At 46.9% G+C, this 14,966-nt stretch carries 13 protein-coding genes; 2 read left to right on the top strand and 11 right to left on the bottom strand.

Features of this window, described 5'->3' with window-relative positions; translation table 11 throughout:
• Nucleotides 1-57: 57 nt before the first annotated feature.
• Nucleotides 58-894 carry a multidrug efflux transcriptional regulator BmrR gene (gene bmrR / locus Q5C82_RS10765; RefSeq protein WP_003226472.1) on the top strand — a complete coding sequence of 279 codons (837 nt, stop codon included), beginning with the start codon at nucleotides 58-60 and terminating at the stop codon, nucleotides 892-894.
• A gap of 60 nt (nucleotides 895-954) precedes the next feature.
• Here the strand turns inward: bmrR and Q5C82_RS10760 are convergent, their stop codons facing one another.
• The 8 genes from Q5C82_RS10760 to Q5C82_RS10725 all read right to left on the bottom strand — a co-directional run bounded on the left by Q5C82_RS10760 (nucleotide 955) and on the right by Q5C82_RS10725 (nucleotide 11,027).
• On the bottom strand, nucleotides 955-2,232 hold the full coding sequence (locus Q5C82_RS10760) for a dihydrolipoamide acetyltransferase family protein (RefSeq protein ID WP_003226471.1): 1,278 nt from the start codon (nucleotides 2,230-2,232) through the stop codon (nucleotides 955-957).
• A 21-nt stretch (nucleotides 2,233-2,253) separates the two neighbouring features.
• On the bottom strand, nucleotides 2,254-3,237 hold the full coding sequence (gene bfmBAB / locus Q5C82_RS10755; protein ID WP_003226469.1) for a 3-methyl-2-oxobutanoate dehydrogenase subunit beta: 984 nt from the start codon (nucleotides 3,235-3,237) through the stop codon (nucleotides 2,254-2,256).
• A gap of 13 nt (nucleotides 3,238-3,250) precedes the next feature.
• Entirely contained in the window at nucleotides 3,251-4,243 is a 993-nt protein-coding gene (bfmBAA, locus tag Q5C82_RS10750; protein WP_003226467.1) for a 3-methyl-2-oxobutanoate dehydrogenase subunit alpha, read from the bottom strand.
• A gap of 21 nt (nucleotides 4,244-4,264) precedes the next feature.
• On the bottom strand, nucleotides 4,265-5,689 hold the full coding sequence (gene lpdA / locus Q5C82_RS10745) for a dihydrolipoyl dehydrogenase (protein WP_003226465.1): 1,425 nt from the start codon (nucleotides 5,687-5,689) through the stop codon (nucleotides 4,265-4,267).
• Between the two features lie 21 nt (nucleotides 5,690-5,710).
• Nucleotides 5,711-6,802, bottom strand: a complete 1,092-nt coding sequence (buk, locus tag Q5C82_RS10740) for a butyrate kinase (RefSeq protein WP_013308018.1) — start codon at nucleotides 6,800-6,802, stop codon at nucleotides 5,711-5,713.
• 18 nt (nucleotides 6,803-6,820) lie between these two features.
• Nucleotides 6,821-7,915, bottom strand: coding sequence for a branched-chain amino acid dehydrogenase (gene bcd / locus Q5C82_RS10735; protein ID WP_003226460.1), 1,095 nt, complete (start codon nucleotides 7,913-7,915; stop codon nucleotides 6,821-6,823).
• Nucleotides 7,916-7,926: 11 nt separating this feature from the next.
• Nucleotides 7,927-8,826: a phosphate butyryltransferase gene (gene yqiS, locus Q5C82_RS10730; protein WP_003226458.1), complete on the bottom strand. Its 900-nt coding sequence runs from the start codon at nucleotides 8,824-8,826 to the stop codon at nucleotides 7,927-7,929.
• Nucleotides 8,827-8,951: 125 nt separating this feature from the next.
• Nucleotides 8,952-11,027, bottom strand: a complete 2,076-nt coding sequence (locus tag Q5C82_RS10725) for a sigma-54-dependent Fis family transcriptional regulator (RefSeq protein WP_003226456.1) — start codon at nucleotides 11,025-11,027, stop codon at nucleotides 8,952-8,954.
• 152 nt (nucleotides 11,028-11,179) lie between these two features.
• Between Q5C82_RS10725 and Q5C82_RS10720 the strand changes: the two genes are divergently transcribed.
• Nucleotides 11,180-11,416, top strand: a complete 237-nt coding sequence (locus Q5C82_RS10720) for a DUF2627 domain-containing protein (protein WP_003226453.1) — start codon at nucleotides 11,180-11,182, stop codon at nucleotides 11,414-11,416.
• A 42-nt stretch (nucleotides 11,417-11,458) separates the two neighbouring features.
• Here Q5C82_RS10720 and prpB read toward each other — a convergent pair whose 3' ends face one another.
• The 3 genes from prpB to mmgD are packed head-to-tail and all read right to left on the bottom strand — an operon-like array spanning nucleotide 11,459 to nucleotide 14,942.
• Nucleotides 11,459-12,364 carry a methylisocitrate lyase gene (gene prpB, locus Q5C82_RS10715; RefSeq protein WP_003226451.1) on the bottom strand — a complete coding sequence of 302 codons (906 nt, stop codon included), beginning with the start codon at nucleotides 12,362-12,364 and terminating at the stop codon, nucleotides 11,459-11,461.
• 19 nt (nucleotides 12,365-12,383) lie between these two features.
• On the bottom strand, nucleotides 12,384-13,802 hold the full coding sequence (locus tag Q5C82_RS10710; RefSeq protein ID WP_003226449.1) for a bifunctional 2-methylcitrate dehydratase/aconitate hydratase: 1,419 nt from the start codon (nucleotides 13,800-13,802) through the stop codon (nucleotides 12,384-12,386).
• A gap of 21 nt (nucleotides 13,803-13,823) precedes the next feature.
• Nucleotides 13,824-14,942 (bottom strand): citrate synthase, encoded by a 1,119-nt coding sequence (mmgD, locus tag Q5C82_RS10705; RefSeq protein ID WP_003226447.1) that lies wholly within the window; start codon nucleotides 14,940-14,942, stop codon nucleotides 13,824-13,826.
• Nucleotides 14,943-14,966 lie beyond the last annotated feature (24 nt).

The raw sequence follows: 14,966 nt of genomic DNA, 5'->3' as shown, positions 1-14,966 counted from the left end.
TTGTGTACTGCAAAGAATGCGTTTTTTCATTATACTGATCATAAAAGGAGTGGTGGCATGAAAGAATCGTATTACTCAATTGGAGAAGTTTCAAAACTGGCAAATGTGTCGATTAAAGCGCTCCGTTATTACGATAAAATTGATTTATTTAAACCCGCCTACGTTGACCCGGATACCAACTACCGCTATTATACAGATTCTCAGCTCTATCATCTTGATTTGATTAAATCATTGAAATATATTGGCACACCTTTAGAAGAGATGAAAAAGGCACAGGAATTAGAGATGGAGGAACTGTTTGCTTTTTATACAGAGCAGGAAAAGCAAATCAGGGAGAAATTAGATTTTTTATCAACATTAGAGCAGACCATTTCCCTGGTGAAAAAGCGGATGAAGCGGCAGATGGAATACCCTGCGCTCGGCGAGGTGTTTGTTTTAGATGAAGAAGAAACACGCATCATTCAGACAGAGGCAGAGGGAATCGGGCCTGAAAACGTGCTCAACGCCTCCTACAGCAAATTAAAAAAATTTATCGAATCAGCAGATGGATTTACGAATAATAGCTACGGTGCCACTTTCTCGTTTCAGCCGTACACCAGCATTGATGAAATGACTTACCGTCATATCTTTACGCCTGTATTGACGAATAAACAAATTTCTGCCATTACGCCGGATATGAAAATCACAACGATTCCTAAGGGCAGATATGTTTGTATCGCGTATCATTTTTCACCTGAGCATTATTTTCTCAACTTACAGAAGCTTATCAAGTATATCGCAGACCACCAATTAACAGTTGCCAGTGACGTTTACGAGTTAATTATACCGGTTCATTACTCACCCAAAAAACAAGAAGAATATCGGGTCGAAATGAAAATCCGAATCGCTGAATAATGCTGTATTGAAAAAGAGCATTTTTTGAAGTTATGTTTCAAAAAATGCTCTTTTTGCTTATTAGTAAACAGATGTTTTCTCGTCAATCGATTCTAAAATTTGTTTCACACGTCCGAGGAATCGTCCGCACACGAGGCCGTCAAGCACTCTGTGATCTAAAGACAGGCACAGATTGACCATGTCTCTGACAGCAATCATGCCGTGATCCATGACAACCGGGCGTTTGACGATCGATTCCACTTGAAGAATTGCAGCCTGAGGATAATTGATGATTCCCATCGACTGAACAGATCCGAAATAACCTGTATTGTTGACGGTAAACGTTCCTCCCTGCATATCGTCTGCTGACAGTTTTCCGTCTCTTACCTTTTTGGCAAGGTCGGTAATTTCTCTCGCAATGCCTTTAATTGTTTTTTCATCAGCGTTTTTAATCACCGGAACAAATAAAGAATCCTCTGTCGCAACTGCGATGGAAATATTGATATCCTTTTTCTGAATGATTTTATCGCCCGCCCACATGCTATTCATTTGCGGGAATTCTTTTAACGCCTGAGCGACCGCTTTGACGAAAAAGGCGAAGAACGTTAAATTAAAGCCTTCTGTCTTCTTGAAGGAATCTTTTATTTTGTTGCGATATGCCACCATATTTGTGACGTCGACTTCCATCATCGTCCAAGCATGCGGAATTTCTGTTTTGCTTCGTTTCATATTGGAAGCAATTGCTTTTCTTACGCCTGTGACAGGGATTTCTATATCTCCGGCTGTAGACGCAGGATATGAAGTCTCTTCCTTCTTCGGCTCTGGTTTTGGTGAAGACGCAGGTGCAGGAGCTGCTGTTTTCGGCTCCTCAGGTCGTTCTTGCACGCCGCCTGTTTCAATGATGCGCTGAATATCTTTTCGCGTAATGCGCCCGCCGGCACCTGTTCCTGTCACTTGATCAAGATCAATTCCGTGCTCTCCGGCCAAACGAAGTACAGCTGGCGAGTAGCGCTTTTTATTGGGCTGACTGGCTTCTTCGGCGCGGCTTTCTGCGGCAGGTGTCTCCGCTGCTGCTGACGCCTCCGACTGCTCTTGTTTTTGTTCAGCCGGGTTGGCGCCTTCTGTTTCAATTTTGCAAATGATTTCCCCGACTTGCAGGGTCTGGCCTTCTTCACCCACAAGCTCTGTTATCGTACCTGTAAAAGAAGACGGAACCTCTGCATTCACCTTATCTGTCATGACTTCCGCGATCGGATCGTATTTGTTCACTTTATCACCGGGGGTGACAAGCCATTTGCTGATCGTCCCCTCTGTCACGCTTTCTCCAAGCTGCGGCATCGTCATTTGTTCAATTGCCATGATTGTATCCTCCTTACGTCTTTAAAACTCCGCTAATTCTCTCATCGCCGCTTCCACTTTATCAGGGTTGACCATAAAGTATTTTTCCATTGTCGGCGCATAAGGCATAGCCGGAATATCAGGACCTGCAAGCCGTTTGATCGGCGCGTCTAAGTCGAACAGACAATGCTCGGATATAATCGCAGCCACCTCACTCATGATGCTGCCTTCTTTTGTATCCTCTGTGACCAAAAGGACCTTACCGGTTTTGGATGCGGCTTCGATGATTGCTTCTTTATCAAGCGGATAAACCGTTCTTAAATCCACCACATGCACTGAAATGCCATCTTTTTCGAGACGTTCTGCGGCTTGTAACGCGAAGTGGACACACAGGCCGTATGTGATCACTGTGATATCTTCGCCTTCCCGTTTCACATCAGCCTTGCCGATTGGCAGGACATAATCATCTGCCGGAACCTCTCCTTTTATCAGGCGGTATGCACGCTTGTGCTCAAAAAACAGCACCGGATCTTCATCACGAACTGCGGCTTTTAAGAGGCCTTTCGCGTCATATGGCGTTGAAGGCATCACAATCTTCAGTCCGGGCTGATTGGCGAAAATCGCTTCGACTGACTGAGAATGATAAAGGGCCCCATGTACACCTCCGCCGTATGGCGCTCTGACGACAATCGGACAGCTCCAATCATTGTTGCTGCGGTAACGGATTTTAGCCGCTTCAGAAATAATTTGGTTGACTGCCGGCATAATAAAATCAGCAAACTGCATTTCAGCAATTGGTCTCATCCCGTACATAGCCGCTCCGATGCCGACTCCAGCAATCGCAGATTCAGCAAGCGGCGTATCCATAACACGCTCTTCCCCGAATTGTTCGTAGAGGCCGGCTGTCGCTTTAAACACACCGCCTTTTCTTCCTACATCTTCCCCAAGGACGAAGACGCGAGGATCTCGTTCCATTTCTTCTTTCATCGCCAAATTGATCGCATCAATATATGACATTACTGACATTTGTTCTTCCTCCCTACTTCGCATACACATAATCAAGCGCTGACTCAGGAGCTGCATAAGGGGCGTTCTCCGCTTCATCCGTCGCTTCATTTACGATTGCCATAATTTCATCCAGCATAGTTTGTTCTGTCTCATCGGACAGCAGGCCTGTTTCCTTTAAGTAAGCTTGATAAGTAAGCAGGGGATCACTTTTTTTCGCTTCCTCTACTTCTTCACGGCCTCTGTAGCTGCTGTCATCATCATCACTGGAATGCGGTGTAAGGCGGTAAGAAATTGTTTCAATTAATGTCGGGCCTTCTCCTCTGCGCGCGCGTTCACGTGCTTCTTTGACCGCTTGATAAACTTCCAGCGGATCATTTCCATTCACGGTTATGCCAGGCATTCCATAGCCGACGGCACGGTCGGAAATGTTCTCACATGCGACTTGCTTATCGTAAGGCACTGAGATTGCGTATTTGTTGTTTTCACACATAAAAATCACCGGGAGCTTATGGACAGCGGCAAAGTTTGCTCCTTCATGGAAATCGCCTTGGTTTGAAGAGCCTTCACCAAAAGTAACAAAGGCTGCGATATCCTTTTTCTCCATACGTCCCGCCAGCGCAATACCGACTGCGTGCGGAACTTGCGTTGTTACTGGAGACGATCCTGTTACGATGCGGTTTTTCTTTTGTCCGAAATGCCCCGGCATCTGACGGCCACCTGAGTTTGGATCTGCAGCTTTGGCAAACCCGGACATCATTAAGTCCTTTGCTGTCATGCCAAATGCCAGCACGACACCCATGTCTCTGTAGTACGGCAGTACATAATCCATTTCACGGTCAAGAGCGAAAGCCGCTCCTACCTGTGCTGCTTCCTGTCCTTGACAAGAGATCACGAACGGGATTTTGCCAGAGCGGTTTAACAGCCACATTCTTTCATCAATTTTTCTTGCTAACAGCATGGTTCTATACATATCAACGGCTTCCTGATCAGTCAGCCCTAGTGCTTGATGTCGGTTTGTACTCATTCAAGCCCCTCCTTTGTGCTTTTAAAAATGAATGGCTTTGCCGTCTGCGGCAAGCGCTGCTTCTCCAATCGCTTCAGAAAGCGTCGGATGCGGATGAATCGTTTGTCCGACCTCCCACGGCGTCGCGTCCAGTACTTTTGCAAGGCCCGCTTCTGAAATCATGTCGGTGACATGAGGGCCGATCATATGCACGCCGAGGATATCATCCGTATCACGATCAGCCACGATTTTTACGAATCCGTCGCTTTCTCCGTATACAAGCGCTTTTCCAATTGCCATAAATGGGAACTTGCCGACCTTGACATTGTGCCCATTCTCTTTCGCTTCATCTTCTGTTAAGCCGACACTGGCAGCTTCAGGGCTTGAGTAGATGCACTTCGGTACAAGCGTTGGATCTAGCGAATGCGGATTAAGACCTGCAAAATGCTCAACGGCAATGATTCCTTCATGCGATGCAACGTGAGCTAACTGAAGTCCACCGATTACGTCTCCGATTGCATAAATATGAGATTCCTTCGTTTGGCAGCTTTCATTGACTGAAATGACGCCTTTTTCAGTGATAATATCTGTGTTTTCTATACCGATGCCTTCGATATTTGCCTGTCTGCCGATGGAAACTAGCATTTTTTCAGCAGAGTAAGTAACGGTTTTTCCGTCTTTTTCCGCTTGTATGCTGATGTCCTCTGACGTTTTTGTCATTGTGTCAGGCAGCACTTTTGCCCCTGTAACGAACTGAATGCCTTTCTTTTTAAGAAGACTTTCCATTTCTTTTGAAATGTCTTGATCCTCAGTCGGCAATATGCGGTCCGCGTATTCAATAACCGTTACCTTCACGCCAAAATCATGAAGCATAGACGCCCATTCGATACCGATAACGCCGCCGCCGACGATGATGATCGATTTTGGCAGCTCCTCCATTTGGAGAGCCTCATCCGAAGTCAATACATGCTTGCCGTCCGCTTCAAGGCCCGGAAGCATTCTCGGTCTTGACCCTGTTGCAATGATGACTTGTTTCGGGATCAGCATGTCATTTTCTTCGCCATTTCCCCGTTCAACAGAGATCGTTCCCGGCAGCGGGGAGAAGATTGACGGTCCGAGGATACGGCCATATCCGTCGTACACGTCGATTTTTCCTTTTTTCATTAAATGATTCACACCGGCTGCAAGCTTATCCACAACAGCTTGCTTACGCTGCTGTACTTTTTCAAAGTTGAGGGACACGCCAGCCGTTTCCACTCCGAATTGATCGGCTTCACGAGCTGTCCGGTATACCTCCGCGCTTCTAAGCAGCGCTTTACTCGGGATACAGCCTTTATGCAGACATGTTCCCCCGAGCTTTTCCTTTTCCACAACGGCTGTTTTTAAGCCGAGCTGAGCGGCTCTGATGGCCGCAACATAACCGCCGGTACCGCCGCCCAGAATGACTACGTCATACTCAGTTGCCATGGTGACTCACTCCTAGTCTGTCTATTCAATACGATATTGTTTGGATTGCTCTTCGCCCAGCAATACCCTGAGCGCCCCTTGGGCCAGAGACTGCAGTTCATTTTCTCCCGGATAGACTAACACGTCTGAAATCCAATCTATGTATGATCTGATACTGGAAACAAAGCTTTTGCCGTACGCAAGGCCTCCCGTCAGCACAATCGCTTCAACTTCGCCTTTTAATACACTGCTGGCTGCCCCGATTTCCTTTGCTACCTGATACGCCATGGCATCAAAAATGAAACGGGCTTTTTCATCGCCCCCCTGAATCATCTGTTCCACTTTCACTGCGTCATTCGTACCGAGATAGCCGAAAAGCCCGCCGGTGCCTACCAGTTTTTTCATGATTTCTTCTTTTGTATACTGTCCTGAAAAACATAAATCCACAAGATCTCCCGCAGGCACTGTTCCTGCACGTTCAGGACTGAATGGCCCCTCTCCGTGAAGGCCGTTATTGACGTCTATCACTCGCCCGTGGTCATGGACGCCAATTGTAATTCCGCCGCCCATATGGGTAACAATCATTTTCATGTTCTCATATCGTTTGCCCAGAGAGGCTGCCGCCTTACGGGCGACAGCTTTTTGGTTTAACGCATGGAAAATACTTTTCCGTTCAATTTCGGGCATACCTGAGATTTTTGCGAGCACTGACATTTCGTCTACGACAACAGGATCGACGATATACGAAGGGATATTCAGGCCGTCAGCGATTTCTCGCGCGATAATACCGCCGAGATTAGAAGCATGCTGGCCGGCATAGCCGCTTTTCAAGTCCTCAATCATGTCATCGTTCACTTCGTAAGTTCCGCCTTCAATCGGCCGGAGAAGGCCGCCTCTGGCGCAGACTGCATCAAACTTTGAGATATTGATTCCCTGTTCATGAAGCGTTTCAAGAATATGGTTTTTGCGAAATTCATACTGATCAATAATATGGTTAAATCGCTGCAGCTCTTCTATGTTGTGTCTCAATGTTTTTTCAAAGATGCTTCGTTCGTTATGAAAAACACCGATTTTCGTTGAAGTTGAGCCTGGATTAATTGTGAGAATGCGTTTTTCATCATGTAGCACTTTCATAACCTCCAGATCAATTTCTTAACGTCTGTTTAATACACTGTGGCCGTTTTGCAAAAACTGGCTTCTTGAGCGGCGCATGCGTTCAATCCGTTCCTCTGCCAAGCGGTCAGCTGCTAAATATGTTGGAATGCCGTCACGCTGAGAAATCTCAAGTACACGCTCAATATTGCCGTAAATGCCTTCAACTTTTTTCAATGCACGTTCTGCATTATAGCCGTAAAGCTCATCTGCCACGTTGATCACGCCGCCTGCGTTAATGACATAATCCGGTGCGTAAACGATACCCATTTCGTGAATTTGATCGCCATGGCGCGTTTCTTTTAATTGGTTATTAGCCGCACCCGCGATGACTTTCGCCTTCAGCTGTTTAATGGTGTCGTCGTTGATTGTCGCTCCAAGGGCGCACGGTGCATAAATATCGCACTCTTGTGAATAAATCTCTTCCGGATCAACCGCACGGGCGCCAAAATCTTCAACTGCGCGCTGTACTGACTGTTTGTTGATATCCGTAACGATTAAGTTTGCCCCTTCTTCATGCAGGTGGCGGCATAGGTTGTAGGCCACATTCCCTACACCCTGTACAGCGATGGTTTTCCCTTCAAGAGAGTCGGTTCCGAAAGCAGCTTTAGCGGCTGCTTTCATTCCTCTGTACACCCCGTACGCTGTAACTGGAGATGGATTTCCAGAAGAGCCGAAAGCAGGAGAAATCCCTGTGACATAGTCTGTTTCATCATGAATAATGTCCATATCCTCAACCGTTGTACCCACATCTTCAGCTGTAATGTATCTGCCGTTCAGTCCTTGAATATAGCGGCCAAACGCGCGGAACATTTCTTCATTTTTGTCTTTGCGTGGATCGCCGATTATTACTGTTTTTCCGCCGCCAAGGTTTAGGCCTGCAGCCGCGTTTTTATAGGTCATGCCTCTTGCCAGTCTGAGCGCGTCTTCAATTGCCGCTTCTTCATTTTCATATGTCCACATTCTCGTTCCGCCAAGCGCCGGACCAAGCGTTGTATCATGAATTGCGATAATCGCTTTTAAGCCTGATTGTTCATCTTGGCAGAATACTAATTGTTCATAATCGTATTTCTCCATATATTTAAAAAGTTCCATGTTCGTTCCTCCTAATGTGTGTATTCTTCAGATGCGCATATCGCCAGCGCAATGGAATACAGTTTATTTTCAGCGGAGTCCGCTCTGCTCGTTAAGGCAATCGGCGCTTTTGCTCCTGTAATGACAGCCGCCACGCTGGCCTTTGCAAAATAGATTAGTGATTTATATAAAATATTGCCGGCCTCAATTGTCGGGACGAGAAGGATATCAGCGCTGCCCGCTACATTTCCCGAAATCTTTTTCTGGGCTGCAGCAATTTGTGATATTGCGTTATCCAAAGCAAGCGGTCCATCAACAGTGCAGCCTTTGATCTGGCCTCTTTTGCACATTTGAGCAAGAGCAGCAGCATTCACTGTCGCTTCCATTTTCGGGTTCACCGTTTCGACCGCTGCCAGAGCAGCTGCTTTTGGCATATTGTTCCCTACTGCATGAGCCACATGAACGGCGTTTTGCAAAATCTGCCGAAGCTCTTCCAGCGAAGGGGCAATATTCATAGCCGAATCTGTCACAAACATCAATCTGTCAAAGTCCGGTATATCAAACACAGCCACGTGGGAAAGGACACTGGTTGACCGAAGCCCCTCTTGTCTGTTCAACACCGCTTTAAGCAAAACAGAAGTCGGCACATTCCCTTTCATTAAAACGTCCGCTGTTTTATGATGTACAGCACGGACTGCTAATTTTGCCGATTCCTCAGGCGAATCGGCATGAACGATTTCCACATGATGCCCTTGAATAGATGATGTCAGATCGTTTAGTTTCTTGCTGTCGCCCACTAACAAAAAACGGGCGGATAGGTGCTCGGCTGCCAGCTTTACAGCCCGGATCACTTCCTCATCCTCAGCATGGGCAACCGCAATGGTCTTGTTTTTGTACATCGACGCTTTGCCGATCAAATCTTTCAGCTTCATCTGTTACCACCTTTCTTGTTTCGACTCCGCCTTTTAATATGCAAGTTCCATGCCAGCTCCTCGCCATGCTGTCAAAACGGGATATATTGAAAAATCCGTGCAGATGTTTGCGTTCATTCTGCAAATTATTGCATGCCTTCATTTGCAAGGCCGTATTTATCCATTTTGTAATATAAATTCCGAATGCTGACACCGAGGGCTTTCGCTGTTTTTGTCCGGTTAAAGTGATGCTTTTCGAGCGTTTGCTGGATCAAGTGCGCTTCAAATTTTTCTACTGCGACAGACAGCTTTTCGCCTTCGATATCCGGAAACTCAAACCCTGTACCCTGTTCTGTGTCACTTTCTTTCTGTTCAAGTTCGAAAACAGGCAGGTGATCTTTTTCAATCCATTCCATATGCGGATTCAGAAAAATCATGGCTCGTCCAAGGACATTTTCCAGCTCGCGGACATTCCCAGGCCAATGGTATGCAGATAAGGCACGCAAGGCTTGCTGCGAGAGCCCCTTTACATTCCTGCCGTAATCCCGGTTGATCTTTTGGATAAGCCTGACGCTTAGTGCTTCAATGTCTTCCAGCCGCTGCCGCAAAGGCGGGATAGAGATCGGATAGCGGTTGATCCGGTAATACAAGTCTTCGCGGAATGTTCCATCCGCCATCGCCTTTTCGATATTTACATTTGTCGCCGCGATCACTCTGACATTGACAGGGATCGCTTTTGTGCCGCCTACTCTAACGATTTCCTTCTCTTGAAGGACGCGGAGCAATTTCGCCTGCATATTTTGTGTCAGCTCGCCGATTTCATCTAAGAAAATGCTGCCGTTATTGGCTTCTTCGAATAAGCCCTTTTTACCTCCGCGCTTCGCTCCTGAAAACGCACCATCCTCATAGCCGAACAATTCTGATTCGAGGAGGTTTTCAGATAGGGCTGCACAGTTCACGCGAATAAATTTATTGTATTTCCGGTCGCTTTCGTTATGGATGGCATGGGCGAACAGTTCTTTTCCTGTTCCCGATTCCCCGCGCAACAAAATCGTTGCCGGTGTTTTCGCCCCGAGCTTCGCCTGTTCAAGCGCAACCAGCATTTGCTCGCTTTTGCCGATAATGTCGTCAAACGTGTATTTTGCTTCAAGCGTCCGAATGATTTGCCTGGCGCGGTTAAGCTCCGCTGTCAGCATTTTAATTTCGGACACATCGTGAATCACACCGACGCTGCCTTTCAAAATCCCGTCTACAATGACCGGCGCTACATTGACGATGACCTCTTTTTCATTCGGGCCGACCTTCATTCTGACACCGCGGACAGGTCGTCTTGTTTCAAGCACCTTTAAATGCATGCTTTCGCCTTCAGAGATATCAGTGTTTGCAGGCTTGCCGATGACTTCTTTTTCAGAAAGCCCCGTCATTTTCGTATACGCTTTATTGATCAAGAGTCCGATGCCGTTTTCATCAACGACAGAAATTGCCTCATCGGAGGATTGAATAATCGCCTCCAGCATCGTGCGCACCTGTTTGAGATTCGTCACTTCCTCCGCCAGCTCAACGGCATCCGTTATATCCTTGAATACACAAAGTGCTCCGAGCAAACGGCCGCCTTCATCAATAATCGGCAGTCTGGTAGTCACGATTTGATTCTCGCCTAAAAGCTGCTTCTGGTTGTATTCAGGCACTCTTGTTTTTAAAATCCGCGGCATCTTTGTGCTCGGAATGACTTCTTTGATCGGGCGCCCGATGACTTCCTCGCGTTTTTTCCCGACCATTTTTTCGGCCATATGGTTAAAGAGAATGATTTCTTCATTGATATCAATAAAAATCATCCCGTCATGGGTAGAATTAAAAATTCGGTCGTGTTTGTATGTTTGCTCTTTCAGCATTTGAATCAGGTGTTGCTTTTCTTCCATCAGCTGAAAAACGATGTACGCCATTTTCCCTGGCATAACAATAGTCTCTTCATGCTTTTCCCGAAGGAGTTCGTCAAACACGGCTTGATTGCCGGTGGTATGAATGACGATATCCGGTTTTTGTTGTATGTAAGGTTTCCAATCAGATGAAACGGCAATCCCATACTGTTCTGCTTCTATCAATCCCGGCGCCTCGGGGTCTTTGTCAACCACGGCAATGATCTCTATGATGGCTGTTTTGATCAGAATGTGTAATAACGCCGTTCCCCTTTTGCCGGCACCTACAATCAGTACCTTTTGCATCCCGCTACCCCTTTGTATGAAAAAATTTGCACACCTATTTATTCCGTTGCAATAATTTGCACAACCCTATGTTACCACGTTTTCTTCTCTTGACAAAATATTTTTTCCGCTGGACAATAAAGGAAATGAAAAGATAAAGGAGTTTTCTGAGGATGAGCCGACTTCTTGCGCTCTTGATATTAGTCATCCCCGGCGCCATTTCCGCTTTAGGCATTAAACTGATGAGGGATACGCTTTTCGGCCATACGATAAAGCCATTCGGAGCTCTTTGGCTCCAAGGTTTGTCAGGATTTATCTTTTTTGTGTTCGGCCTTTATGTGCTGGCTGGGTTCATTTTATTCAGAGACAGAAAACGCAATCAAGTCAGCCCGCGATTCAGAAAACGATAGCTGCAAAAAAGCCGGAGAACACTCCGGCTTTTTTAGTCGAAACTATTCGTCAGGCAAAACAGTCTTGGCAATTGTTTTATCTAACGCTTCATAGTCATAATAAGAAATCGTCTTGTACAGTTCATTTCGTGTCTGCATATCATGAAGCCCTTCTTTTTGTGAGCCCCGCTCCTTCATCAAACCAAACATTCGTTCATAAGCTTTTGCCGCCGCTCGAAGCGATGTGACAGGATAAATCACCATGCGAAACCCCATATCTTCGAATTCATCGGCGCGATAATACGGCGTTTTCCCAAATTCGGTCATATTCGCAAGAAGCGGAACGGAGATGTGTTCAGCAAACTGGCGGAATTCGTTCTCCGCCTGAAGCGCTTCCGGAAATATCGCATCCGCTCCAGCCTCAATGTAAGCCTCTGACCGTTTCATTGCGGCATCAATTCCTTCCTGCGACCTGGCATCAGTACGGGCAACAACGATAAGGGAGGGCGCCGCTTGTTTGATCGCTTTTATTTTTTGCGCCATTTCCTTTATCGGAACAAGCTGTTTGCCATTTAAATGTCCGCATTTTTTCGGAAGCTGCTGGTCTTCGATTTGAACGGCGGCTACTCTGGCTTCAAGCATCTCGCGGGCAGTTCGGGCGGCATTTAACACACCGCCAAATCCCGTATCGATATCAACAAGCAGAGGCAGATCAGCTGCACGCACAAGATCTTTGGCCCGATCAGCCATTTCTGTCGACGTGATGATCCCTAAATCAGGAAGCCCCCTGCTGGCTGTATATGCCGCACCAGACAAATAAATGGCAGAAAAACCGGCCTCCTTTGCAAGCAAGGCGGCCATCCCGTCATGGGCGCCGGGAATTTGCAGAATGTCCGGCGCTGACATCAGCTTGCGGAAACGCCCGGCAAGCTCCTCTTGTGACGATTGTTTATTGACGATCCACGACATGACGCAAGTCCTCCTTCTTTTACATGCAGAACATATCTACGAATTCATTTACGCGCATCGTTTGTAATGTCTCGTAGCTGGTACAGCGCTCATAAATGTGTTTGTGCTGTTTATCAGCATAATGAGTCTTGAGATTGGCAGAAAACTTTTCCAGCAGTTTCGGCACTGCCTCGTCTCTTCGAAAACGATGGCCGAGCGGAAATTCACATTCCACCATTTCCGTGCTCGTTCCGTCTTTAAAATGAACCTGAACGGCATTTGAAATGGAACGCTTGTCGGGTTTCAGGTAATCCTCCGTATATGTTTTATTTTCAGTCACTTCCATTTTATCACGAAGTTTATCTATTCTCGGATCACTCGCTGTTTCAGCTTCATAATGCTGCGCGGTAATATCACCAAAAAGCAAACCGATTGCTGTAATGTATTGGAGGCAGTGATCACGATCAGCGGGATTGTGAAGCGGGCCTTTTTTATCAATGATTCGGATAGCGGATTCGTGCGTTCTGATGACAACACGGTCAATCTCATCAATCCGGCACTTTACCTGCGGATGAAGAATGACGGCGCACTCCGCCGCTGTCTGGGCGTGAAATTCCGCAGGATAAGACACTTTAAATAACACATTTTCCATGACATAAGCGTCGAGCGAACGTGCGAGTTTGATCTCTTGTTTATTGAATAAAACGTCTTGGAACCCCCACCCCGGTGCGCTCAAAGCTGTCGGATAACCCATTTCCCCTTTTAACGCCATCAATGCCAAATGAACGCCTCTGCTCGTTGCGTCTCCTGCCGCCCACGATTTACGCGAGCCGGTATTCGGTGAATGCCGGTATGTCCTCAAGGCAGCATTGTCAATCCATGCATTCGAAAGTGCATTTTTGATTTCTACTCTTCCGCCGCCCAAAAGCTTTGCTGCAACAGCAGTTGTCGCAACTTTGACAAACAGCACATGATCAAGGCCAACTCGGTTTAAGCTGTTTTCTAACGCAAGCACGCCTTGAATTTCGTGTGCTTTGATCATCATTTCAAGTACGTCGCGTACCGTTAAAGGATCTTTTCCTTCAGACAGCCCCACTCTCGATACATAATCAGCAGTGGCAAGGATTCCTCCCAGATTATCAGACGGATGCCCCCACTCCGCAGCCAGCCACGTGTCGTTGTAATCGAGCCAGCGGATCATGCACCCGATATTAAACGCCGCTCTCACCGGATCAAGAACATATGATGTTCCCGGCACTTTGCTTCCATTCGGGACAATCGTTTCAGGAACAATCGGGCCGAGCAGCTTCGTGCATTCAGGATACCGGAGCGCCAAAATCCCGCAACCCAGCGTATCCAGCAACACATGCCCAGCTGTTGTATACGCCTCGGAACTTGTAATCTCTTTCTCAAGCACATAGTCTGTAATTTCTTCAATGACATGATCCGTTTTCAGCATTCTACCAGTTCCTTTCATGATTTATGATTCGGCCTGATGACGCGGGCCCATATAGCTGACACGAGGGCGGAAGAGACGGTTATTGGAATGCTGTTCGATAACATGGGCGCATAAACCGGACGTTCTTGCGCTGAAAAAGACAGGTGTATACAAAGGAATCGGTATGCCGAGCATCCAATACACCGGGGCAGCGTAGTAATCCAAATTCGGGTAAAGCCCTTTTTCCTTCTCCATCAGCCGCTCTCCCGCTTCACACATCTCGTATAAACGATGGTCACCGGCTTTGTCGCATAATTGCTGCAACGCCTCTTTCATCATGAGTGCTCTCGGGTCCATTTTTTTCATATACACCCGGTGGCCGAACCCCATAACTTTTTGTTTTCTGTTCAGTTTTGTTTGCAGAAGCTGCTCAAAGTCGGATGTTGTTTTCGCCTCCAAAAGCATATACATCACAGCTTCGTTTGCTCCTCCGTGAAGATTCCCTTTCAGGGAGGCGACAGCTCCTGTCAAAGCACCATAAAGATCCGAATGTGTAGAAGCGATGACCCTTGCCGCAAAGGTTGAATTCGGCATCTCATGCTCACTGTACAGGACGAGGGAGCGGTCAAAAATCCGTTCTTCCAGTGAGGACGGCAATTTCCCTGTCATCATGTATAGAAAGTTCGCACTGTAGGATAGGGTTTGAAGCGGAAGAATCGGCTCTTTCTTATTGATGATCCTGTAGCTGGCAGCAGTGAGGGCAGGCATTTTCCCGAGAAGCTGATAGGCGCGTTCTTTGTTTGCAGAAGGAGACCGATCATCTATTTGCCGATCATAGCCGGCAAGTGCCGACAGGCCGGTACGCAGGCTATCCATCGGATGAGTATGCTCAGGGAGCAGCTCAAGCAGGCGGAGAATATCAGCCGGCAGATTTGATGCGCTGTTTATGTTTCTTTCCAGCATTTTCGTTTCACTTTCAACCGGCAGCCGGCCCTCCAGCAATAAATGGACAAGCTCCAAGTAGCTTTTTGTTTTAGAAAGATCAATTAAGTCATAGCCTCTTATTAAAATCTGGCTGTACTGCGTGTCAAGATAAGAAATATGGGTTTCTGCCGCGATTACACCATCCAATCCCGGAGAATAATGCTGTTTCTCCTCCATATCCTCAACCTCCGTTTTTGCGTT

Origin of the sequence: uncultured Bacillus sp., from assembly GCF_958411575.1 — a bacterium.
Lineage (GTDB): Bacteria > Bacillota > Bacilli > Bacillales > Bacillaceae > Bacillus > Bacillus spizizenii.
This window is presented reverse-complemented; position numbering and strand designations above follow the sequence as displayed.